The sequence below is a fragment of the Nostoc mirabile CHAB5784 genome (assembly GCF_020829645.1).
Taxonomy (GTDB): Bacteria; Cyanobacteriota; Cyanobacteriia; order Cyanobacteriales; family Nostocaceae; genus Nostoc; species Nostoc mirabile.
This window is the reverse complement of sequence record NZ_JAIVFS010000089.1, coordinates 1-23,042: the sequence shown is the minus strand read 5'-3', so window position 1 is coordinate 23,042 and position 23,042 is coordinate 1. Positions and strand designations below refer to the sequence as shown.

20 protein-coding genes and 1 pseudogene are annotated in these 23,042 nt (G+C 41.7%); 10 read left to right on the top strand and 11 right to left on the bottom strand.

The window, feature by feature from the left end; translation table 11 throughout:
* Positions 1-63: 63 nt before the first annotated feature.
* The 4 genes from LC653_RS34395 to LC653_RS34380 form a co-directional block, all read right to left on the bottom strand.
* Positions 64-738 (bottom strand): response regulator transcription factor, encoded by a 675-nt coding sequence (locus LC653_RS34395; RefSeq protein WP_229499304.1) that lies wholly within the window; start codon positions 736-738, stop codon positions 64-66.
* Positions 739-801: 63 nt separating this feature from the next.
* Positions 802-2,220, bottom strand: coding sequence for a sensor histidine kinase (locus LC653_RS34390; protein ID WP_229499302.1), 1,419 nt, complete (start codon positions 2,218-2,220; stop codon positions 802-804).
* Positions 2,221-2,265: 45 nt separating this feature from the next.
* Positions 2,266-3,000: a DUF4079 domain-containing protein gene (locus LC653_RS34385; protein ID WP_229499300.1), complete on the bottom strand. Its 735-nt coding sequence runs from the start codon at positions 2,998-3,000 to the stop codon at positions 2,266-2,268.
* 126 nt (positions 3,001-3,126) lie between these two features.
* Entirely contained in the window at positions 3,127-3,507 is a 381-nt protein-coding gene (locus LC653_RS34380; protein ID WP_229499299.1) for a hypothetical protein, read from the bottom strand.
* Between the two features lie 251 nt (positions 3,508-3,758).
* Between LC653_RS34380 and LC653_RS34375 the strand changes: the two genes are divergently transcribed.
* Both LC653_RS34375 and LC653_RS34370 read left to right on the top strand, forming a co-directional pair.
* Positions 3,759-4,787 carry a DMT family transporter gene (locus LC653_RS34375; protein ID WP_229499298.1) on the top strand — a complete coding sequence of 343 codons (1,029 nt, stop codon included), beginning with the start codon at positions 3,759-3,761 and terminating at the stop codon, positions 4,785-4,787.
* A 1,393-nt stretch (positions 4,788-6,180) separates the two neighbouring features.
* Entirely contained in the window at positions 6,181-7,584 is a 1,404-nt protein-coding gene (locus LC653_RS34370; RefSeq protein WP_229499296.1) for a hypothetical protein, read from the top strand.
* A gap of 574 nt (positions 7,585-8,158) precedes the next feature.
* Here the strand turns inward: LC653_RS34370 and LC653_RS34365 are convergent.
* The gene (locus LC653_RS34365) at positions 8,159-8,476 is read right to left on the bottom strand and encodes a hypothetical protein (RefSeq protein WP_229499294.1); all 318 of its coding nucleotides are present in this window, start codon (positions 8,474-8,476) and stop codon (positions 8,159-8,161) included.
* A 370-nt stretch (positions 8,477-8,846) separates the two neighbouring features.
* Positions 8,847-9,995, bottom strand: a complete 1,149-nt coding sequence (locus LC653_RS34360) for an alanine--glyoxylate aminotransferase family protein (protein WP_229499292.1) — start codon at positions 9,993-9,995, stop codon at positions 8,847-8,849.
* A 165-nt stretch (positions 9,996-10,160) separates the two neighbouring features.
* Between LC653_RS34360 and LC653_RS34355 the strand changes: the two genes are divergently transcribed.
* The 3 genes from LC653_RS34355 to LC653_RS34345 all read left to right on the top strand — a co-directional run bounded on the left by LC653_RS34355 (position 10,161) and on the right by LC653_RS34345 (position 12,078).
* Positions 10,161-10,550: a DUF1499 domain-containing protein gene (locus LC653_RS34355; RefSeq protein ID WP_229499290.1), complete on the top strand. Its 390-nt coding sequence runs from the start codon at positions 10,161-10,163 to the stop codon at positions 10,548-10,550.
* Positions 10,551-10,812: 262 nt separating this feature from the next.
* The gene (locus LC653_RS34350; protein ID WP_229499289.1) at positions 10,813-11,481 is read left to right on the top strand and encodes a DUF1345 domain-containing protein; all 669 of its coding nucleotides are present in this window, start codon (positions 10,813-10,815) and stop codon (positions 11,479-11,481) included.
* 30 nt (positions 11,482-11,511) lie between these two features.
* On the top strand, positions 11,512-12,078 hold the full coding sequence (locus LC653_RS34345; RefSeq protein ID WP_229499287.1) for a GNAT family N-acetyltransferase: 567 nt from the start codon (positions 11,512-11,514) through the stop codon (positions 12,076-12,078).
* A 22-nt stretch (positions 12,079-12,100) separates the two neighbouring features.
* Here LC653_RS34345 and LC653_RS34340 read toward each other — a convergent pair whose 3' ends face one another.
* From LC653_RS34340 to aqpZ, 3 genes are all read right to left on the bottom strand, one after another.
* Positions 12,101-12,292, bottom strand: a complete 192-nt coding sequence (locus LC653_RS34340; RefSeq protein WP_229499286.1) for a hypothetical protein — start codon at positions 12,290-12,292, stop codon at positions 12,101-12,103.
* Positions 12,293-12,529: 237 nt separating this feature from the next.
* Positions 12,530-15,001, bottom strand: coding sequence for an ATP-dependent helicase (locus LC653_RS34335; protein WP_229499285.1), 2,472 nt, complete (start codon positions 14,999-15,001; stop codon positions 12,530-12,532).
* 523 nt (positions 15,002-15,524) lie between these two features.
* Entirely contained in the window at positions 15,525-16,298 is a 774-nt protein-coding gene (aqpZ, locus tag LC653_RS34330; RefSeq protein WP_229499284.1) for an aquaporin Z, read from the bottom strand.
* Between the two features lie 720 nt (positions 16,299-17,018).
* On the opposite strand from aqpZ, the gene LC653_RS34325 reads away from it, so the two are divergent.
* Both LC653_RS34325 and LC653_RS34320 read left to right on the top strand, forming a co-directional pair.
* Positions 17,019-17,174 (top strand): anti-sigma factor, encoded by a 156-nt coding sequence (locus LC653_RS34325; protein ID WP_229499283.1) that lies wholly within the window; start codon positions 17,019-17,021, stop codon positions 17,172-17,174.
* A 358-nt stretch (positions 17,175-17,532) separates the two neighbouring features.
* The gene (locus tag LC653_RS34320) at positions 17,533-17,697 is read left to right on the top strand and encodes a hypothetical protein (protein ID WP_229499282.1); all 165 of its coding nucleotides are present in this window, start codon (positions 17,533-17,535) and stop codon (positions 17,695-17,697) included.
* A gap of 236 nt (positions 17,698-17,933) precedes the next feature.
* Here the strand turns inward: LC653_RS34320 and LC653_RS34315 are convergent, their stop codons facing one another.
* Positions 17,934-19,022, bottom strand: coding sequence for a RuBisCO accumulation factor 1 (locus tag LC653_RS34315; protein WP_229499281.1), 1,089 nt, complete (start codon positions 19,020-19,022; stop codon positions 17,934-17,936).
* A 479-nt stretch (positions 19,023-19,501) separates the two neighbouring features.
* On the opposite strand from LC653_RS34315, the gene LC653_RS34310 reads away from it, so the two are divergent.
* The 3 genes from LC653_RS34310 (at position 19,502) to LC653_RS34300 (ending at position 22,724) form a co-directional block, all read left to right on the top strand.
* The gene (locus LC653_RS34310) at positions 19,502-20,440 is read left to right on the top strand and encodes a response regulator (protein ID WP_229499280.1); all 939 of its coding nucleotides are present in this window, start codon (positions 19,502-19,504) and stop codon (positions 20,438-20,440) included.
* 210 nt (positions 20,441-20,650) lie between these two features.
* Positions 20,651-21,355: a bifunctional demethylmenaquinone methyltransferase/2-methoxy-6-polyprenyl-1,4-benzoquinol methylase UbiE gene (gene ubiE / locus LC653_RS34305; protein WP_229499278.1), complete on the top strand. Its 705-nt coding sequence runs from the start codon at positions 20,651-20,653 to the stop codon at positions 21,353-21,355.
* 133 nt (positions 21,356-21,488) lie between these two features.
* Positions 21,489-22,724 carry a DUF445 domain-containing protein gene (locus LC653_RS34300; RefSeq protein WP_229499276.1) on the top strand — a complete coding sequence of 412 codons (1,236 nt, stop codon included), beginning with the start codon at positions 21,489-21,491 and terminating at the stop codon, positions 22,722-22,724.
* 209 nt (positions 22,725-22,933) lie between these two features.
* On the opposite strand, the pseudogene LC653_RS48005 reads toward LC653_RS34300, so the two are convergent.
* A pseudogene (locus LC653_RS48005) lies at positions 22,934-23,042 on the bottom strand (IS982 family transposase); the annotation flags it as partial.

Genomic DNA, 23,042 nt, shown 5'->3' with positions numbered 1-23,042 from the left:
TCCTGCAAGAGGAAATGATATTAACCCAAGGATGTGAATAAAAATAAAATGTTTTGACTTTGACTATTCCCGAAGTACATAGCCCACACCACGTACCGTATGAATCAAGCGTTTTTCATTATTTTCCTCTAGTTTTAGGCGCAAGTAGCGGATGTATACTTCGATGATATTGGAATTACCCATAAAGTCGTAACCCCAAACTTTTTGTAGAATTTGGTCTTTAGTAAATACCTGACGGGGATGTGAGAGAATATATTCTAACAAGTCAAACTCTTTAGCCGTTAACTCAATTGCCCGCTTACCCCGGTAAACTTGGCGAGTCCGGTGATTTAAACTCAAGTCTTCAAACTGAAAAATATCCTGATCTGTTTCTTGAGTGCGGCGTAGATGAGCGCGGATTCTAGCTAGCAGTTCCTCTATACTAAATGGTTTAACTACATAATCATCAGCTCCTGCATCCAAACCTGCGACGCGATCGTTAACTTCATCTTTTGCTGTCAGCAAAATTACTGGTATGGAGATACCAGTTGCCCGCAACCGACGACAGATTTCTAAGCCTGACAGCCCTGGAAGCATCCAATCAAGAATGACTAAATCTGGCGATAACTCCCGTGCTAATGTTAAACCAGCGATGCCATCATGTGCCACGTTTATATTGTAACCTTCGCTACTTAGTTCTAATTCAACAAATCGCGCCAGTTTAACTTCATCTTCAACTAAAAGGATATTTGCTGCCATATTTGTAATTTTAAAGCGGATAGGGTGACAATCAAAGTGCTACTTTAACCTGACTTTAACTAGCTATGTAAGTAGAGTGATGGTAAACACACTCCCTTCTCCTAATTTTGATTGCACAGATACACTACCACCCATACCCTGTACAAGTGTCTTAACAATGGATAAACCCAAACCACAACCGCCAGTAGCATGAGAGCGGGATTCATCTACGCGGTAAAATCGCTCGAAAATACGTGTTTGGTGTTGTAAAGGAATACCATAACCTTGGTCACAAACTTGAATAATCGCTTTGTTATGAAACTGATTTAACTTTAAAATTATAGGCGTACTAGCTTCAGAATAATTAATAGCATTATTAATTAAATTGAGCAATATTTGTTTAAAACGGCTGTAGTCTACTTTCACTCCAATAGGATAATTTTTTGACTCAATTGTAATTAAACGATCGCTATATTTTTGCGCCATCACCACGACTTCTTCAACTAAGTCATTCAAGACATAAGATTTCATCTGAAAATTCAAATAGCCACTATCTGCTCGTGCTAAATCAAGTAAATCTTGTAGCAAGCGAATGGTACGTTCGGCTTCTGAGGAAGCAGTTTCTAAAGCTTCTTGTTGAATTTCGGTTAAGTTATTCTGCCGTCGCAACACGCTTTGTAAGTAACCATGTACAATCGTCAATGGTGTACGTAATTCGTGAGAAACATTACTCACAAATTCTCGTTCTTGCTCCCAAGATTGTGAGAGGCGCGATAACAACATGGTTAAAGTTTGAGCTAATTCTTTGACTTCACTAGGTGCATTATCAACATATAGTTGTGCTTTTCCTAAGTCTTCTATAGAAATGACAGAAGTCATCTGACTTAGCTGGCGCAGTGGTTGCAGAGAACGGCTAATATAAAATGCGCTTATAGTTATTATTACAATAATTGCCAAAATACAGCTAATATTCAAACTTTGTAGCATTGCCATAAACATTGTCTGTTCACGAGTAATGTCATGTACTACAAATAGCTTACCCAGATACTTACCCTGCACTTGCAAAAAACCACTACTTATAACAAAGTACCTTTGATTAACTTTGTAAATTTGTGGTTTAATCTGCATATTGCTAAGGGACATTAACTCAGTAACCGTAGAGTTAGATAACAAATCCAAAGTAGCAGATTTTATCAAAATTTTATTATCAGGACTTTTTAACCATAAAAATAAGTTGGTATTTGCTAAGTTATTAATAGCTTTTTGTAATCCAGTTTCCGGTTGCATCATTTCACTGTAAAGTTGCACATCGCGCGGCAAGCGCTCAGTGATTTCTTCTATATTATGCTTACGACTATCAATCAAAATTTGCTGCATTTTCCAACTAGTCCATGCAGCAAAACTACCTAATATTAAAGTTGAAAATGTAGCAATACCAATGGTTAGGCGTAATTGCAATGAAAAAGGGTCAAGATTTATCCAAATCTTTCTGGGTTGCTTCACTTTTAGTTTTGTCTAGGGAATTGAAAATATTGTTAGTTCTATTCATTATTGATTTTTAGGTAGAGATAGTGGCTGGATTGTACAAGATTTAGTATCACATTTTTGTTCATAGAGCATATTAACATAGCGTTCTTGCCAAGTGAGTGGAACTTCTAACAATGAGCGCGTTCCTGTTATGCCCTGCCCGATAAATAGTAAGAGAGCGAGGCAACTAACAATAATGTGAACGTTGCGCCAGCGATTGGTCTTATCTTTATAAATGTCTGGCAAAATGGAGAGTGAAAAAATCATCAGCAGAGCAGAGGTTAGCCCATAATAATAGTGGGAGATATACCATTGGTCAGTTTTGCGGTAGATACCATCTTGACATCCAAGCACTACTAATGCAATTCCTGTGAGGGTTGCAAATATGGCACGCCAGTTTTTCTGCTTTGCCTGATAGAGTAAATACAGAGAAGCGATCGCAGCCACAAACAATAACCCGATAAATACTACCTGAAATGGTGCTTTAATCCAAACTTGATTATCTAAAATATTACCAAAAATATCGTAGGCAAACGCTATTAATACAATACCTACAACTGCTCCCGTTAGCCAGCGACCCAATTGAGTATGCTCTTGCCCTACAGTGGCGGGAATTTTACTCTTACCTATGGCTAAAGTTTGCAATCGGCGTTGACGAACTTGTAATGCGCGGTTGACAATGACGCCAATTAAAGGAAATACTACGAGTACAGCGATCGCTGGATGTAACAACAAGATAGCATCTCTAAATTCCATATCTGACCTTTCATCAAAAGTTACAAATTTGCTTTTATCGAACAGAATTCAGGAGTCAGGAGCAAAGCCAAAGACGCTCCTGAATTCTTCTTCAATTATTTATGTCTACCTACTTACAACTAAGAATTACTTGACCTCATCAGCTTCAAACTTTGTTACTTTACCTTTTTTAACCGCAACTACTACATCAAAGGTAGAACAGTAAGAAAAGGTCACATTATTGGCTTTATTGTAAAGATTAACCACCATACCAGCACCACCGGGTTGAATACCTAGCGGTTCAAGATCGCCAAAAAAGAAACGACGTAGTTCATCACCACCACCAAACTGACCCTTATGCTTGGTGACCAAATCAATCTTTTGTTGAGTAGTTAAACCTGTAGCATCTTTCTTTTCTGCGGCTGATGCTTGCACCAGTGAAGGACTCACAATTTTAAGTGGAACATCCCAAACTGTTAGCATACCAACAAGAGCAACACCTGTAAGCAGAGAAGAAGCAATTTTCATTTGTTTTTCCTTGTTTTTAAGTTTCCCGATGAACTAAAGCATCTCATCTGCTACTGAAGCTCAAGTGAAACTAATCTACTAATTGTCTGAATTTATTCCTTATAAAAATTTAGTTTAGACTCAGCAGATTCTCAGGAAACTGTGATATTTTCAATCTCAGCCTGCTTTAAGTGTTTTCTCAGATTTATCTCACCTTAAATTACCCAAGTCAGCTGAGTATAGTAAAGAGTATTTTTTACAGCAGTATTATTATGAGCAGACCAAGAAGATGGCATCCTTTTATCTATAAAATTCCCGGTCAAACCTATCTCTGGCTAGCAATTTTGATTTTTGGAGCTTCGAGTGCAGTTACCCGCAAGTTGACACAAATTGGCGCTCAACATTTCATGGATGGTCGAAATCCGATTTCTTTATGTAATGTTTTATTCGTTGGTAATTTATGTGCCTTGATAGTTATGTTACCTATTTATCGGCGACAGTGGAACAAAAAGGCTTTGCAACAACTGTCAAAGAAAGATTGGTTGGCGCTGATAGCGATCGCTATTTTATCAGGAGCGCTTGTCCCTGGCTTAATTTTCCAGGCATTAGCATTAACAGGGGTCAACAATATTATTTTGATTGGACGCTTGGAACCACCTCTAGCTATGGCTTTATCAGTCTGGTTGCTGAGGGAACGGGTAAATCGTTGGGAAGTTTTAGGAGCGATCGCTGCATTTGTCGGGGTTGCCCTAACTATTCTCCTGCAACCCTCAGAGACGACTACGATCAACATGGGTGTTTTAAGATTAGGTATTGGGGAATTATTGGCAGCGATCGCAGCCGTGGCTTCAGTAGTTTCAACGATTATTCTTAAAGAATGGCTTTCCGATATCCCAGTGGGAATCTTGAGTATCTTTCGTACTGCTCTAGGAACTGTAATATTTTTCTTTAGTGCTTTAGTTCTCTATGGCAGCGACCACTTTATGGATGTATTTTCACCTTTCTTGTGGCAGTGGATGCTTGTTTATGCTGCTGTGATTGTGGTTTTAGGTCAATCATTTTGGCTCAAGGGCTTGAGAGCTTCTACCGTGTCTGCGGCTTCCTTAGCTGGCTCTTTTACTCCAATTGTGGGAATTTTGGCAGCTTATTTGGTACTGGGTGAAGTCCCTACCTTCGCTCAATATATCGGTGGTAGCTTGATTTTAGTTGGTATATTCCTGGGCCAAGTTGGTGTTCGCCTTCAGATTTCTCGTAAAGTTGCAGCTCAAGTAGAACAAGGTATGGGATTTAAAGGGATCTGAAAAGTGCTGAGTTAGGAGTTATTTCTCATTTCTCCCTCATCTTCCTTGTCTCCTTTGTCCCGAATGGCACTTTGAGCAAAAAGATACTGGTGAGATGATATGCAGCTTTTTTAATTCTTCTCGGTGGAAAACACGCGCCAGATAATAAAGACCGTAAAACCTAGATAGGTGAATACTGTCAGCCATTCTTGCCAGCTACCAAATTCATTATTCATCAGCAAAAGCCGGAAAATTAATATTTTTAGATCCTACACGCTGAAGTTGCCAGTCGCTTGCTGTATTTTGGGGCAAAAAGGCTACTCAAAAATTTTTAGCGAATTTTCCGGAATCGATAACAGCAAAGTGGTATCACTTATCAGAGCATCGATATTATACTGAACCTCTATAACTAACCTTCGGGGAATATAGCCCCATTGTTTCTCCTCAAAAGCCTGGTCTTCATGACCGGGCTTTTGATGTTTATCAAAAAAATTGGGTTTAATACCAATTCTCTAAAATCCGGCAACACATTCAAACCCCGAAACCCAACCAATATCTGACTTTCTTAATTACGAATTACGAATTACGAATTACGAATTGGTATAAAACCTCCCCCTTCTAGGGGGACTTTACTTTTAACTGTTGACTGATGACTGATGACTGATGACTGTCAACCCTCAACCGTCAACCGTTAACGTGAAATCCCATCCCCTTTTAGGGGTAGGATGAGCTTAACAGTAATTTTTTCAATATTTTTATCTAAACTTCATATTTTGACTAAATTCAATAAGCAAAATCCGCAATTACTTACTCAAAAGAAGCTTTGACTTACTCAAACCCCAGTTTGCTTTCTGATTTTGGTGTTTTCCGCAAGTAAAAGAAGCTTTGACTTACTCAAACTTCAGTTTGCTTTCTGATTTTGGTGTTTTCCGCAAGTAAAAGAAGCTTTGACTTACTCAAACCCCAGTTTGCTTTCTGATTTTGGTGTTTTCCGCAAGTAAAATCCGCAATTGCTTTCTCAAAATGCCATTTGACTTACTCAAACCCCAGTTTGCTTTCTGATACCAATTTGAAAAAAGAATGCGACAGATATACACTCTCTCAAACCCTTGTGATATCTAGTTTTCTTCCTAACAGAATTTTGAATGCGTGAATTTTGAATGACTTGTGTGTACACTGTAGCCTCTTACCAAGGGGAGGGGAGACAAAGCGTAGCTTTGGCGGGGGTGGGGTTCTTCGGGTTTAATAAACAATCAAGCGGACATGATATAAGTCAAGATCAGAGCGATGCCTACGGCTGACTACGCCTACGCAGCATTTATTTAAACTGTCAGCGTATCAAATAAAACTTTTTTCCAGAAACTTTTAAGAGTTTTTATCAGTCTGGTTTTCCAAATTCTGCAAAAATCAACCAATGTCATCTTCTGCTCAAGGTATTCCCGGATTACCCGATTTGACGCATCCGATTGAGCTTGTCCAATTTGGAACCCAGGCGCTCAAAGCTTCACTGTTATTAGTATTTTTGGTCGTAGCTTTGGGAGTTGCAATCGCACTGATCAGTTTTTCTCTCCGTCGAAGCCAGCCGGAACAAGTTATATTCATCGGCGAATGGGCTGTTGGTTATTCTCAACTATTGCGGGGATTACAACATTTAACTCTAGTATTAATTCTGTTAGTACCGGGATTTTTCCTCTGTTCAACTTTAAGCAATCGCTACCACCACTGGGAACAAGGAAAAGTAGCTCAAGTGGCTCAAACTGTTGCAGGTGAAAGGCTCGAACAATTTGCGCCGCAAGTGCGCTACTCTATTCAAGAGCCGTACTCATATAACACTCAAATCAATGGCAAGATTGTTAAGGTAAACCAGACGCGAGAGATTACCCGTTTCTTAATGCTGGCTGGTTCGCAAATTCAAGTCAAGCTTGACCAAAGCGTAGATGTTCCAGGTCGTAGCTCGATTTATCAGGCAAATTATACTGCCGATTATAAAGTAATTAACCAACTCAAGGATATTAATAATTTTTTCTTTGAAGCACCGCCACCCAACGGCTATACACTGCTTGCTAGCTATAAAGTTGAGCGTGATGGGACTAGGCTACAACCAACCAACGCGGGTAATTATAGTTTTCCCTTCCGCTTACAACCAGGAGAAGAAACCACCTTTCGAGTTACTTATCAGGCTCAAGGAGGGCCGCGCTGGGTTTATAGTGCAACGGGACAGTTGCTTTCCAACTTCCGCCTCACAGCAATTGCTAACTTTGCTCCGGCTGATTTTGCTAGTGGTATTGTACCTAATGAAATTAAAGTTGACGGACGGAGTACGCAATTTACTTGGAAGTTTGACGATAATGTTTCAGTCAAAAATCCATTTGGAGTGTTTACCAACACTGAACCTATTCGTCATACGGGCGTAATTCCGCGTCTTTTATTGCTAGCACCAGCAATATTTTTGTGGTGGATATTATTGTTATATTTGTCACTGCCAATGAGTTTCAAAAATATTGCGATCGCTGCTAGTATTTTCTTTGCTTGTCTGTTGACTCTGACTTATCTAGCTCGCGTCATCAATGCTCAGTTGGCTTGGACTTTAATTTCGATCATCTTACTGTTTCTGACATGGGGATTGGGGGCAAGTCGCAGTGCTTCCCTTGCTGCTATTATCTGCACTATTGCTGGAGCAGTATTACCCATCTTTGGCTTATTAATACCGTTCAGTGGACTAACCCTCAGCCTCGCGGGTTTGCTTTCAGCCGTCTGGCTAGCAGTTCGTCACTGGTATGGTTGGTACAGTTTGCATCCAAAAGACCAAAGATTGTAAGGTTGTAGAAAAATGCTAAAGATTAAGTGATTCCGCTATGATTAGCGAAGTTTTAGCAAATAGCACTTATGGATAACGATTTACTGGCTTTTTTTGTCGGTGCTGGCTTACTCGTTCTCTATCTCATCTTTTCTGCATTGACTGAAATGGGAACTAAACTACCTTGGAAGAAATAAGCAGATGGGGGGATGAATCAAGGGATTAACAGTTATTAAAATCAAAAAAATGTAAATTTAATCCACTAGCCTGCTTAAAAAATTTACATTTTTAAACCTAATTGGGCTTGGAAAAAGGAATAAACATCCTTTATGCTCAGTTAATATACTTATTGTTAGAGGGAGTGCCAAATGCGCGATCCACAGAATAACCAGATTAAAATCGAGCCGGCAACCCTCGTATTAATTGTGTCCCTACTAATACTCTTGCCTCTACTATTTGTTGGTTTTTTATCGCAGTGAGTTAATAAAATCGGCGGGAATCCCATCTCTTCAACGGGTGTCCGGGGTAGCCGCCCGCCGATTTAGTCATTAGTCATTTGTCCTTAATCATTAGTAGCAATACTCAGGACTTCGATTTAACCACGGCAATTCAAGAAAACCAGCGAACACGGGAGCGTGTCGGAAAGACTTGCGATGTTTTCGTGGCTGTGAGATGAGTTAACAGATATATTATCCTGACGTTTTTCACAAAATGTGAACGAGTCGCACTTTGTATTGGCGTGCCATCTTAACTCAATTTCCTGAATTGTTAATGCATCGGTCTGCAATGCGATTGTATCGCCTGACAATGCGATTGTATCGCCTGACAATGCGATTGTGTCGCCTGACAATGCCATTGTGTCGCCTAACAATGCCATTGTGTCGCTTGACAATGCGATTGCATCGACTAACAATGCGATTGATCGGACTGCAAAAATTAACTTGCCCTTTCTTTAATCCTTAGGATAAGTAAAAAAAGCAAGTAAGTGTGAAGTATCAGTTTTGCTTTAATTCTCAAACAATGTTAGCTCAGAACTTGCACCAGTCCCTACAACCGCCTCAGAATGAATTCTGAGGCTGATAGCTAAAGTCTTCTAAAGAAGACTGAGTAAGGTTTGTAGTCCACTTGAGTGGACTTGCGCTATTAGCCTGAGAATTTATTCTCTGGCGGTTGTAGGGATTGGTGCAAGATATAACTTAGCGCGATGCCTACGGCGGGCTACGCCTACGCCTTTTCTATCAGGTGCGTTAAGCTACTGTTAACGCACCATTTTCACCCGAAAACTACTTAGGCAAAACCTGCCGTAGTGCTGCTAAAAGTTGGTCAACACTTTCCTTTCGACTATTAAAGCCCATCAATCCGACGCGCCAAACAAGACCCGCTAGTTCGCCAAGACCACCGCCAATTTCAATATTATGCTCATTCAGTAACTGCCGAGCGATCGCTTTCCCATCTACCCCTGCTGGAATGCAGACAGTAGTCAGCGTTGGCAGTCTATACTCTTGCTCAACGTGCATACTCAGTCCTAAGTTTTCCAATCCTTCCCAGAGATATTCTACGTTTTTCTGATGCCGTTGCCAGGAGTTTGCTAATCCCTCTTCTGCAAGCAAACGTAGTGCTTCCCGCAATGCATAATATAAATTAATCGGTGCTGTATGGTGATAAGTGCGTTCAGCGCCCCAATACTTACCCAGTAACAACATATCCAAATACCAGTTTGCAACCTTTGTTTGACGCTGTTGCAATTTCTCAACGGCACGCGGACTCATTGTAAAAGGCGAAGCACCAGGCGGGCAACCCAACCCTTTTTGGCTACAACTATAGGCTAAGTCAACTCCCCAAGCATCTAAAAACAAGGGGACACCACCTAAACTCGTGACTGAATCAACTAACAACAAAGTGCCAAATTCACGACACAAATCAGCGACACCTTCCAATGGTTGACGTGCGCCGGTGGATGTTTCAGCATGAACTAGAGCTAAAATAGTTGGACGATGAGTTTTTAATGCTGTTTGGAGTTCATCCAGGTTGAACACTTGTCCCCAAGGTTTGGTAATGGTTCGCACATCCGCGCCATAACGTCCAGCCATATCCACAAGGCGATTACCGAAGTAACCAGCTACACCAATCAAAACCACATCACCGGGTTCTACAGCATTGGCAATGGTTGCTTCCATTGCGGCTGTTCCCGTACCACTGACTGCAATGGTGAGTGGATTTTCTGTTTGCCATACGTAGCGTAGCAACGATTGAATTTCATCCATGAGTGCGAGAAAAGCTGGGTCAAGATGCCCAACGGGTGAGGTATTCATCGCCTGGAGAACTGTGGGATGGGCATTGGAGGGCCCAGGCCCCAACAGCAAACGGGATGGAATTTCTAACGGTGTGAGTTGCAAGCGCCCAGAGTCGTTGATTGAAATTGTTTGCGTCATAATCTGTCTTCGCTTAGACGATACTTACCGGATCATAGAGCGATGGCTTCGCCAACGCCAGAGGCGAACGCATCACCGATGTTTTAGTGAATCTGTCATTTGCCAGAAGATGTGATCGCGGCAAAGTGTGACAGTATACTTATTCACTTACCTGGAGACATAATTATGGTTTTTGCTGGCAAACGACCAAATAATTTAGGTATTAGCAACGGTAAATTAGCACCCTGCCCTAATTCTCCTAACTGCGTTTCTAGTCAGAGTGCAGATGCAGTTCACAAAATTGCACCACTGACTTTTACATCTACTCCAGAAGAAGCGATTAGTAATCTTAAACAGATTATTGAGTCCTTACCAAGAACTAAAATAATTACCGAAAGCCAAGATTATTTATATGCAGAATTTAAAAGTGCTTTACTGGGATTTGTGGATGATGTAGAATTCTATTTAGACCGGAATGCTAATGTTATCCAAGTACGTTCAGCCTCACGCTTAGGTCAAAGCGATTTGGGTGTTAATCGTCAACGAATAGAAACGATTAGAGCCAAGTTAAAATAATTCGTAATTCGTAATTCGTAATTCGTAATTGAATTAGTTAAAAATTTACACCACAACAAGTAAGCTAATGCACTCCAAGTTGTGTAGTTAAAATCGTTAAAAAGATGGGGGACGCGGATACGCAAAGATGCAATTTGAATGACGATTAGCTTAAAGAACACCAATTTTACAATTTGATGTGGTGTTTTCCCAAAGTTACGTAGCTTGCTTCTCGCCGGAGGCGAGTATTACGAATTAGTTAAACTTTGCGATCGCAACATTTGTGAAACTTAATTTATTTAAAAACTTTGACCACCGACCCCGACTGATCGTTGCTGTCGGAATTGCTGTATTAGTTTCAATAATTCTTCCGTCTTGGCTGCACTTACCTACTCGCATTCTCTGCGCTTGGAACTCCGGTGCTGACTTTTTCTTAGCCGTAACCTGGTGGAAGATGATCAAAGCTACCCCAGAAAAAATTCGCCGTTATGCTGAGAATGAATATGAAGGACATTTAGCTATATTTATGCTGGTGATAGCTGCGGCTTGTGCTAGTGTTTTAGCGATCGGGTTTTTACTAAATGATAAAAAAGGATTGTCAACAACTCTGCTTACCTTACATGTCATACTTTCAATTATGACCATTGTCGGTTCCTGGTTACTAGTGCATACGATGTTTGCAGTGCAATATGCACACAGCTATTACAAATATAATAGTCGTAATAATAGAGAAGAAATCACCAGAGGTTTAGATTTTCCTAATAACGACTATCCAGACTATTGGGAGTTTTTATATTATTCATTTGTAATTGGCATGACTAGTCAAGTTTCAGATGTGGAGACGAGATCACGCGATATGAGGCGCTTGACTCTGTTACATAGCATATTATCCTTCTTTTTCAATACCACGATCTTAGCTATGAGTATCAATATCATTGCATCGCTGATTTAAAAAGTATAGCTAGAAAAATATACACAGTAAATGCTAATTGAACAACATGAAATTGCTATTCGTCTAATGCAAGATGAAATATATGATTATGAGTTGATGGCAAAATGGTTAACTGATGAACAAGTTTTGAAATTTTATGAAGGAAGAGATAATCCTTTTGATTTAGAAAGAATTATAGAAACGTACAAACCTATGATCAAGGGAGATGACCCGGTTGTTCCGTGTCTGTTCTACTATCAAAATATTCCCATTGGTTATTTGCAGTATTGTGCGCTCAATGACTTATCTCAAACCGATAGACAATTGTATCGTCTCGATCAAACTGATTATGTCTACGGAATTGACTTGTTCATAGGCGAAACCGACTATTGGAACAAGGGAATTGGGACAAAAATTCTGTCAGCAGTTATCAGTTATCTTTTTGAACAGCGACAAGCTCATAAAATTGTCATAGATCCTCATGTTGACAATCCTCGCGCTATCCGTTGCTATGAAAAATGTGGTTTTGTCAAAGTAAAGCTATTGCCCGCGCATGAGCTACATGAAGGGGAATACTCAGATTGTTGGCTCATGGCAATAGACCGAAAGAATCCATAAAAAAATTAACTTTGACAAAGAGTTAAGCCTTAACTTCCAAGTACAAAGGCTCAACTGCCGAGTTCAAAGGCTCAACTTCCGAGTAAAAAGGCTCAACTTCCGAGTAAAAAGGCTCAACTGCCGAGTAAAAAGGCTCAACTTCCGAGTAAAAAGGCTCAACTTCCGAGTAAAAAGGCTCAACTTCCGAGTAAAAAGGCTCAACTGCCGAGTTCAAAGGCTCAACTGCCGAGTAAAAAGGCTCATAACCCAATACGCTTGGGTTAAGGAAAATTGTAGGTTGGGTTAAGCAAAGCGCAACCCAACAAAGCCCCGGAAATGTTGGGTTTCCTTCCTCAACCCAACCTACACAATTTAAGGTTTTTGGCGCTAACTGAACTGTATTGGCTCATAACCGCGTCTACACAGGCAAAACCCACCTCCGTAGGTTATAAAACATCCTTAAAAGTTTTACTCACACTTGTTTGGTCATTACTCCTAAATTCATCACACATTCAGGAAATTGGCGCTTTAATGCTGGAAAAACCGGACAAGGCGCTTGTTCTTGTAAATTGTCCGGTTTACTCCAAGTAAATGGGGCTTTCTGCGCTGCTGACATCCACACCAGACGCTTTGCTCGTGTCATCGCAACGTATAGTAAACGGTACTCCTCAGATATTTTCAAGTGCTTTGCTTGTTCCCATGCTTGTGTAACATCTGGTATGGTAGATTCTCCGTGGAGAGCAGCACGAATTTGGGCGCGGGCTACTTCTGATAAGGTAAAATCCCCTAAGAACTGGCTTTGGGGAGGAACCCAAAATCTCCCAGGAATCAAGTTTTCGTGGAGAAAGGGAAGAAACACATAGTCCCAATCTAGCCCTTTGGCTTTGTGCATAGTAATAATAGTCAGTTGACCGCGACGAGTGTAACGTTCTTCCGAATCTTCGGTTTCTACTGGTTCAAACCGTTCGGAACTGACGATTTCACTTAAAGCTGACAGCATTCCACCCATCGAACTATTGCCAGCTATCTGCTGGTTAACCCGTTCTGCGAGTTTGTCAGCAGTTGCCAATTCTGCCTGGTCGTAATTTAAGGTCAAGGCAAGAAAGGAAATTAGCTGGTACAGGGGCAATTCCAAGCGGGCGCGAAGTAAATTGCGACACAAACGAGCAGCTTTTTGGACTGTTTCTGGCTGGGGTGCTGCTAGGGGGCCAGGATACAAAAACTCTTCTGGGAGACTAGCAAGGGCGTTGAGGTCTTGAGTAGGAATTAACTGGCGCTGTACTAATGCTTCTAGTGCGGCTTTGAGGTAATCGGGGGAGTGGGGGCGATCGCAAAATTGCAGCAATGCTAAAATCTCTTGGGGAACATGGGAACGGCGATCGCGTTCTCCCACATCGTACAGTGTAATATTATGCTCTTTGCACACAGGTGTTAGAGCTTCTGCTAACCATCGTCCTTGGCGATTTTCTCGCACTAAAATCGCTGCACTATTTTGTGTTGAGTCTTCACCAAATAACTCAATCACCCTTTGAGATAACAAGTCAACGGTGTGATGAATGTCACGCGGAGTATAAAGTTCCAATCCTCGTCCTACTGGTGCTGGGTTGGCGTTATCTTGCGGATCACCAACTTCAACAGGGCGAATTGTCTGCAAGCGAAATGGTACTTGTCGGTTGTCAGGAGTCTTTTGTCCGTTATTCGTTGTTGCTGACGACTGTTTATTGATCCATTTGAGGGCAAAGTTAGCAGCTTCAATGATAATTCTAGTACTGCGACCAGCTTGATCCATCGTTGCCAATCGTTCAATGCGATCGCACTCTTCGCAAAATTGCCGAAAATAAATCGGATCGGCTGGGGTGAAAGTAGAGTTAATCGCTTGGTTCGGGTCACCAACTCGGACTAAGTTGAGTGGGGAGTGCGTAGAGACGCGATAAATCGCGTCTGTATTAATCGCGTCTGTACTGAGTGAGGAATTAAGAGTTAGGAGTGAAGAGTTCTCTCCCTCATATTCCCCATCACTTGCCAAAATTTCTAACAACTGCGTTTGTAGGGGGCTAGAATCTTGGGCTTCGTCTTCAAAGACGGCAAATACTTGGTTTTGCTCGATGCGACGGGCACTGTCGTTTTCTAAAACGCGCAGTGCGGCTAAAATCATATCGTCGTAGTCGATGAAATCACGCGATCGCATTAAGTTTTGATATTGCTCATACAATCCCGCCGCTACGCTCAAAATTGTATATTCGTCTGTGGTTTGCTTACTCCACTCCCGCAATAATTCTGGCGATATCCCAGAACTTTTTGCTTCATGAATTACCGTATTAGCCAATTCCGGCAATACTTCTGTTCGCAGCACCGATTGGCGACGCAACCTTTCTGTCTCTTCTCCGTCAAATTGATGACCTTCTAATAACCGCAAATATATTCCTGGATTATTCGCAATCCATTGCTCTACAGCTGTTCGGATAAAACGGTGACTTTGAGTTGGTGTAATTAATGTGACATTTTCTAACTGCAAACCTGATAAATCAGAATGGCGACTGGCAATGTTCAATGCTAGACCATGTAGGGTATAGACAAAAAAGCCAGTCTGAGGTAAAGATAAATCATCTCGTAAGAATTTGCGAATCTTCGCTTTAATATTGGCAGCAGCAGAGCGAGTAAAGGTGACAACTACTAATTGACGGCGGGAGGATGAACGTTCATACTGACGTGCGATCGCGATCGCTGCCGCCGCTGCCATTCCAGTAGATTTGCCTGCACCAGGAACCGCAGAAATAGCCAAAGGGCCAGATTGCCAGTCAGCCATTTGCTGTTGTCCTGGGCGCAGATTGTTGCGGATGCGTGCTATGGCTTCTGCCCGTAGGGATGATACGGGCGATCGTTCAGACAATTCTGAGTGGAGTAATTCTTGAGCCAGAGAAGCAGTAAATTTAGAGTCTGACATACCAAATTTTATATATTGAATATATGTTATATGTTGAATGTAATTTCCAAACCGCAGATATCAATAATCTTCGGTGATTCTTAATCCTAAATTACTAGATTGCTGATAGTAGTCTATCAAGTTTTATTTAATAGGTTCATAAGTAAGTGTATTATTTGATAATCGGAACCTGGAACAACATAATAATCCCCCGACAAAACAAATTTCGCTTGGCTCATTTGTTCTTTTAGTCGGAGGATTATTAAGAAATCTCAAAACGAAATCTCAAGCGATGCCTAGGTTGGGCTGCGCCTACGCAACTTCATCTGATATCATGTCCGGTTAATTACTTGTAATATGTCATTGCGAATGTAACGAAGTGGAATGAAGCAATCGCAAGGCTTTGGGATTGCTTCGCTTCGCTCGCAATGACAAGTGTTAAACCGGACATGATATGAGAGATTGATTATAAGCACAAAGCAGCTCCAACTATTGCCGCTTTTGATCAACTGCGATAAAAAGCGGCAATAGTTGAAAATGACTTTTAGACTAGCTCTTTGACATTTTGCCGTTCGTCCACAGTTGATTCACTAAAGACGGCTATATACAACCATCCTGCTAAAATAGCCCCCAAAATCGGAGCTATCCAGAACAGCCAGACTTGCGAAAAGAGTTCTACACCTGCAAATAGAGCAACTCCAGTACTACGCGCAGGATTGACCGAGGTATTGGTTACAGGAATGCTAATCAGGTGAATCAAGGTGAGTCCAAAACCAATTGCCAGTGGTGCAAATCCTTTAGGAGCACGGCTATCAGTCACACCCAGAATAATCAGCAGAAACATGAAAGTCATCACAACTTCACTAATGAAGCAAGCAAACAGCGTGTAAGCACCTGGAGAGTGAGTCCCGTAGCCGTTAGTAGCCAATGGGTTAGAGCCAGTCAGGGCAAATCCAGTTTTGCCGCTAGCAATCAGGTAGATAATGCCCGCACCAACAACTGCACCGATTACTTGAGAGACGATGTAAGGTAGTAAGTCAGACCCCGGAAAGCGCTTACCTGCCCACAGTCCAAAGGAAACAGCTGGATTGAAATGGCCACCAGAAATATGACCAAAAGCATAAGCCCCTGTGAGGACGGTAAGCCCGAATGCCAAAGATACACCTACTAATCCAATACCCAATGGAAAAGAAGTATTCTCGCTGATTTTGGCAGCATCTGCTGTGTAGGCTGCGGCTAGAACAGCACTACCACAACCACCTAAGACAAGCCACAATGTACCAATAAATTCGGCCAAGCAACGTTTAGTTAGAGACATTTTTGGAAAACTCCTTGTTCAGCTACAAACGAGTGATAGCGATGTTGGACAATCCTTGAGTCATTTATATCAACAGAAATCCATTGGGTTTGTTTTCTTCCCATTAAATTTCCAATTAGTGACAGTTCTGAATCCCTCAGTAATGAATTCTGACTTCTGAATTCTTCAAGAAACTAAATCAAAAAAATAGGGATTTGTTTTTTACTCAATAATTGTGGTAATAAAAGAAGATACCGGAAAAGATAAAATAACCAAGAAAATACTTAATTTCTTAAGCATCTTGCTCAGAATGATACATTTGTTGAGATTCTTGCTCCAGTGAGTTCTATTAAAAATGGTTTGAAAATTTATTTAAAGAATCAGAGTTTTGGGATTTGAGATCGCACCTCTGGGTCGCACTTGAGGCTCAAGCCGACCCTTTTCAAACATGCTCTAAGAGACTTAAAGCAACTGGCGGCATTGGCTAAATAGATTTGTCAATAAAGCCCCAAAATCGTTAAACAGTCCGAGAATTACATTTCCCCATGTCACTGTGCTGATACTGACGGTTCCTGGATTTGCTAAATAAAATGTAAAAAAGTCAAAATCGGCATTGCCTCCCGATTAAATTGTTGCTAACTGGGCTGAAAGATTAACTTTTCTATCTACACTTTACGATCGCTATGCCAAAATTATCCACGCGATCGCTTTTGTGAACTAGCTCCTGTTTATGCCCTGAATGTGTTAAGTGAACCAGAGCAAAAATGGGTTGAGCAGCAATTAGCAGAGTGTCCAGAATTAGCCGAAGAGTTAGCAGAGTATCAATCTGCGGTGACTGCAATTCCTTACACTACCCCCACTGTCCCAATGAGCAGACTTGAAAAATCGCTTGTTTGACCGCCTAGAGTTAGATAGTCCGCCTCCTTTACTTCTTAGCGCTCCCGTTGTACCATCCTCGTACTTCGCAGTGCGATCGCAAGACTTAAATTGGCAACCACATGAAGTAAGCGGTGTTTCTATTTCGTAATGACGCTCGTTCCGACGCTCGATTACTCGCTCTAAGCGAAGCCATGCCGTTCGCGCAGCGTCTCGAAGAGAAGGCTTTACGCCAATACGCTTGGGTTAAGCCCAAAAAATAAAAATGTGTAGGTTGGGTTGAGGGACGAAACCCAACATTTTCGGCCATTTGTTGGGTAACACTAAAGTTCAACCCAACCTACTTAGTACAACTTTGCGTAAAATCGTAGCGTTTTTAATGCAAGGAGACGCATTAGTATTGTTACCCGATGCATTGGCATTGTCAGCCGATGCATTGGCATTGTTACCCGATGCATTGGCATTGTCAGCCGATGCACTGGTATTGTCAGCCGATGCGTTGGCATTGCAGGGTATTGCCAAATTTAATTCGCTACGAATTTAGGACTTACGCAAAAACCCTCTCAAACTCTCCTCCTTATTCCTCTGTGTTCTCTGTGTCTGGAGTGGTTCGTTTATTTGGATAATTTATTTCTTGGAAGTCCCTAACTCAAGTTCTATGGAACAGAAATGTTTGTTGATATTTTTGTGACGGGCAATTGGGAGCAAAACAGACATAGAAAAAGAAGTCCGAGCTAAGAAAGCCTTAGCTCGGACTTTCAGCCAAATATAAAATTAAATTTATTCGTCAATCTGCCAGGAATCCTTAGTTAATTCTTCATCCAAAATTTTCTTAGGACGCACAATGATAATAATTTGTCCTAGTAAGGGAATTTCTGGCTCAGTTTCAAACCACTGAAAATCTAATTCACCACCATTTTCAACGACAAAGTAGCTGGAGGCATCCCATTCTCGTTGGGCACGATCTACCACAACGACGATAGGCCCCGTTTGGCTTTGGGTTTGGATGGGGAAGCGATCGCTATTCGCTAAAATTACTACTGGATCTTCTGCTGCCAACAACACTTGCCAACCTGGTAATGGTATCCAAGCTTGCTCTCCAGAAAACTTGACCATCCGAAATGGTTCAATTTCTGTCAGTATGGGCACAGCTTGCAAGTCTTGTCGTGACAAAGGCAACTCGCCTACTACGGGCAAGATTCGGGGTAATTGTTCTTCAAATTCCAGGCGGTAAAAGGGTAAAATTGGCGCTGGACGCTGGGGAACGGTAGTAAAATCAGTCAGTAGTTGTTCGATTTTTTGCCTTGCTGCTGGCGTGTGAGCAAAGCGTAAACCTTTGGCTATCAGGCGCGATCGCTGTTGTAAATCTGCATTTTGGCGTGCCAGTTTCCAAACTTGATGAGCAACAGCATCCCCAGGATGGGCAGAAAACCCTTCTGGTAAAGTGCGGTAATAAGAGAACTCTTTAAGTGCTTTTGCTATTTCTCGTGCCTCATCGGCATCAACATTGTGGACGAAGATTAGTTCGGCGGCGGCGGCGCGTTCTTCTTGGGTAAGCAAACGCAGTTCGTATAAAACATCACTGCCGCGTGTAGCATAGTGCGATCGCGTTGCTTCCGATACTCCAAACTTTTCCAAAGAATTGTAAACTTGAGAACCAACAACCACCTGATTTTGTTGAATCGGCTCAAATCCAGTCGCCTCAAAAATGTCTTGGGGGTTGTAACCGGTTTTTAGCAACGAGGCGATCGCCGTTCCCCATTCCACCCAGTTGCCTTGTTTTTGCCTCAGCCTTCGCAGTAATTCTTGTGCTACATCGTTGGTAGCATTTTCTTCGGGATTCTGAGCGTTGGGTGGTAGATCAGTCATAATCGGAGTGCGAGCTTCAACTTGAGAGGTTGATTAATACCTCATGAGCAAGTCTTATTCTAATCTATGAACCACTCATAGTTATATCTTGCACCTGCCCACTTTCTTGCCAAGAAATAAATTTCACAGGCTTTTAGTGCAAGTCCACGCTTAGTGGACTCTAATCCTTATTGAGTCTTCTTTAGAAGAATGCAAGCTAATAGCCTCAGAATGAATTTTGAGGTGGTTGTTGGGGCTGGTGCAAGTTCTGAGTATAACTACTGCCTTGCGTTCTGTAGAAACTTATCTAGTTAATTCTTCTTGTGGAATTTTTTCTTGCTTCAGATATTTGGGCAGGCAAATATCCTCTGTGACACTCACAGTTGCCGTATTTAAACATGCAAGCTAACTCCGTAAAAACCCTTGATAAATTTGAGCTATTCTCAACTAAGCTTGGTATGGAATATAACAAGATAGTGAATATTTAAAGGAAATATCTTATGGATAAGCCCAGTCTCGAAATTGATAAACTCCAATATCAAGTGATGACTCTCCAACAACCAAAAAAGCTGAAAATCCTGGTAGTTGACGATGAGCCAGATAATCTCGATCTGCTTTATCGCACCTTTCGACGCGACTTTAATGTTCTGAAAGCTGATAGTGGGGTGAACGCCCTAGAAGTTTTGGCAGCAGAAGGGGAGGTAGCGGTGATTATCTCCGATCAACGGATGCCAGAAATGAAAGGAACTGAGTTTCTCAGCAAGACTGTACCTCAGTTTCCCGATACAGTTAGGATAATTCTCACCGGATTTACTGATATTGAAGACTTGGTAGAGGCGATTAATGCAGGGCAAGTCTACAAATATATCACCAAGCCTTGGGACCCAGGCGAACTGAAGGCAGTGGTGCAAAGAGCAGCAGAAACCTACGACTTGCTCAAGCAACGTACAGAAGAATTACGCCGTTCTCATGCTCAAATAGCGCTGCTGAGTGTTTTGGTACAGGTAACTCAAGCAACTTCTAGTTTAGAAGAAACTCTCGCTCCAATTGCTAGGGCTGTGAGTGAGACTTTTGGAACAGACGGGTGTATTCTACAACTGACAAATGGAAATACTCTGATTGCGACTCAAGGAACTTACAGCGATACAGGTACAATAGAGAATTGGCTATCTCTTGATCCATTAACAAAGGAAGTGATCGCCACCGGGCAAATGCAAGTTTCCTCAAATATACTTAAAGACACAAAATTAGTTGATGCTATTCACTACAAAAATACGGGTGTGCAAGCACATTTAGTTATCCCAATTAGCTACCGTCATCAACTTTTGGGCGTATTATCCTTACAGTGGAAACAACCCTGCACTTTACGGGAAGATGAATTAATGCTAATTAATTTATCAGCCCAACTGATAGCGATCGCTCTTACTAGTTGTCATTAGTCATTAGTCATTAGTCATTAGTCAAAAACCAATGTCCAATACTTCGACTTACCTCGGCAACGCTTAACACAAGTCGCTCAGTACAAGTGCCCAATACTTCGGCTCCTTTCGACTTTGCCCTTACTTCGACTGCGCTCAGTACAAGTCGGCTACGCTCTCCCAAGGCTCAAGGCAAGTCGCTCAGTACAAGTGCCCAATACCCAATACCCAATGACTAACGAAATTCAATCCATTTTTAACCGTATTGCTCCGGTTTATGACCAGTTGAACGATTGGTTGAGTCTGGGACAGCATCGAATATGGAAGGAAATGGCAGTGAAGTGGAGTGCAGCTAAATCGGGTGATACTGCATTAGATTTGTGTTGCGGTAGTGGTGATTTAGCCTTACGTCTGGCACGGCGGACAGGAGCAACAGGGAAGGTGTACGGAGTGGATTTTTCCCCCAACCTGCTAGAAAAAGCTAAAGAACGCTCACATTGGCAGTACCCCCAACCTGCGATCGCCTGGGTAGAAGCCGACGTGCTAAATTTACCCTTTGACGATAACCAATTTGATGCCGCAACAATGGGCTATGGTTTAAGAAATGTTAAAGATATTTCCCGCAGTCTCCAAGAGTTATACCGGGTTTTGAAGCCAGGTGCTAAAGCCGCAATATTAGACTTTCATCGACCGAGTAATCCTCAGCTACGTGCCCTTCAGCAGTTGTATCTGGACAGTTTTGTGGTGCCAGTTGCCAGTTATTTAGGGTTAAAAGAAGAATATGCTTATATCAGCCCTAGCTTAGACCGCTTTCCCATCGGGAGAGAGCAAATAGAGTTAGCGCGGCAAGTTGGTTTTGCTGTTGCCACACACTACCCCATTGTGAACGGTATGATGGGAGTGCTAGTGCTTAGTAAATTAGGAGTTATTAGTTAAAAGTTATGAATTATGAGTAGTGATAAATTCTCATTTAAAATTTATCATTCCTAACTCCTAACTCTTGTACAGACGCGATTAATCGCGTCTCCTAACTCTAAGCTCTAAACTCCTAACTTTTTTAATTCTTCCCTTGGACTGGTCTCATCTTTGGCTTTATGTGTCTCCCCCGGTACTGGGTGGAATTATTGGCTATTTCACAAATGATATAGCCATCAAAATGTTGTTCCGTCCTTACCGAGCAATTTACATTGCTGGACGAAGAGTACCCTTCACCCCTGGATTGATTCCCCGCAACCAGGAACGTTTGGCTCTGAACATTTCTAAGACAATCATGGGGTCACTTTTGACACCACAAGAATTGCAAAATCTGGCGCGGCGTTTGTTGCAAACAGAACGCGTGCAATCAGCAATTCTCTGGTTGTTGCAGATGGCGATTGAACAAATCAAAACAAATAAAAACGAGAAAAGTGCCAAAATTGTGGCGGGAATTTTGCGGGATTTACTAGGGGAATCCTTGCCACGATTACTCAAGGTTTTAGCGCGACGTGAAGACTTTTTGGAAGCGCAGATCAATCAAATTTTTGACCAGATATTGCTGGAATTTCAATTGAGTGAAGAACAAGCTACGCGGCTTGCTGATTGGTTATTGCAAGTAGTTTTACCGCCAGATGTGTTGCGGCAGACGATAGTTGATTTTTTGACCGATCGCACAATTCAAATTATTGATGAAGGCTTCCGCGAAAAAACCAGTGGGACTTATTGGGTAGTAGCAAATTTGTTTGGCTTACGTAATACTCTCACGCGACTACGAACTTTTTGTTTGGATGAAAAAGAGGCTGCTAATACTCGCTTGCAGGAATTGACTAAAGATTTGCAAATCCGCGATCGCATTCGGAAATTACTGCAAAATTTATCATTACAAAACTTGCCAATTGGGACAGTGCGCCAACTCCGAAAGACCACCCGCGAAAGTGTGCGTCATTACCTACAAAACAGTGGCAGCGATTTTTTACAAGGATTAACTGATTCTGTTGATTGGGAAAATATTGCTGTAGTCCTGCTAAATCGTCTTAGTACTTCACCTGTTGTCAGTACTTCTTTAGAAGTCATGAGTCAAGAGTTGGCTTTAATATTAGATAAGTATTTGGAAAAAGATTTAGAAGTAATTGTAGCGCAGGTGATTCCGATTTTGTCGATAGATCAAGTGATAGTTGACCGGGTAAAATCAACTTCACCGGCTGATTTAGAAGCTGCAATCGAGGGAATTGTGAAAAATGAATTGCAAGCTATTGTAACTCTAGGTGGTGTTTTGGGTTTTATCATCGGGTTATTGCAGACAGTGTTTTTAATATTTAGTCAATATTGATTTTGTGTTTTTGACTGTAAATTTTTCTCAAATTAGAGTTGCAACTTGCCCAGATTGTGAAATGAGTGAAATTGAGCGATCGCCTTTTGAGAAGAGGTGCGAGTAAAAAGCGTAGGCGTAGCCCGTCGTAGACATTGCTCTCGTTTTTATTCAGAGCCACCCGGATTCATCCACAGCATAATAATTACGAATTAACGTGAGTTCGACGGTTAGAAAACGGCAGGAGGTAGTGCAGGTAAATCTTTTGGGTAAATATCAATCGACGGTTTTTTTGGTAAATAGGTGTAAGCAGCCAAACCAGCCATCAGATTGACCAAA

Excerpts from the sequence above, each read along its gene's own strand:
- LC653_RS34395 (WP_229499304.1), bottom strand. The coding sequence starts at position 738 with ATGGCAGCAAATATCCTTTTAGTTGAAGATGAAGTTAAACTGGCGCGA.
- LC653_RS34385 (WP_229499300.1), bottom strand. The coding sequence starts at position 3,000 with ATGGAATTTAGAGATGCTATCTTGTTGTTACATCCAGCGATCGCTGTA.
- LC653_RS34380 (WP_229499299.1), bottom strand. The coding sequence starts at position 3,507 with ATGAAAATTGCTTCTTCTCTGCTTACAGGTGTTGCTCTTGTTGGTATG.
- LC653_RS34375 (WP_229499298.1), top strand. The coding sequence starts at position 3,759 with ATGAGCAGACCAAGAAGATGGCATCCTTTTATCTATAAAATTCCCGGT.
- LC653_RS34370 (WP_229499296.1), top strand. The coding sequence starts at position 6,181 with ATGTCATCTTCTGCTCAAGGTATTCCCGGATTACCCGATTTGACGCAT.
- LC653_RS34360 (WP_229499292.1), bottom strand. The coding sequence starts at position 9,995 with ATGACGCAAACAATTTCAATCAACGACTCTGGGCGCTTGCAACTCACA.
- LC653_RS34355 (WP_229499290.1), top strand. The coding sequence starts at position 10,161 with ATGGTTTTTGCTGGCAAACGACCAAATAATTTAGGTATTAGCAACGGT.
- LC653_RS34345 (WP_229499287.1), top strand. The coding sequence starts at position 11,512 with ATGCTAATTGAACAACATGAAATTGCTATTCGTCTAATGCAAGATGAA.
- LC653_RS34335 (WP_229499285.1), bottom strand. The coding sequence starts at position 15,001 with ATGTCAGACTCTAAATTTACTGCTTCTCTGGCTCAAGAATTACTCCAC.
- aqpZ (WP_229499284.1), bottom strand. The coding sequence starts at position 16,298 with ATGTCTCTAACTAAACGTTGCTTGGCCGAATTTATTGGTACATTGTGG.
- LC653_RS34320 (WP_229499282.1), top strand. The coding sequence starts at position 17,533 with ATGCAAGGAGACGCATTAGTATTGTTACCCGATGCATTGGCATTGTCA.
- LC653_RS34315 (WP_229499281.1), bottom strand. The coding sequence starts at position 19,022 with ATGACTGATCTACCACCCAACGCTCAGAATCCCGAAGAAAATGCTACC.
- LC653_RS34310 (WP_229499280.1), top strand. The coding sequence starts at position 19,502 with ATGGATAAGCCCAGTCTCGAAATTGATAAACTCCAATATCAAGTGATG.
- ubiE (WP_229499278.1), top strand. The coding sequence starts at position 20,651 with ATGACTAACGAAATTCAATCCATTTTTAACCGTATTGCTCCGGTTTAT.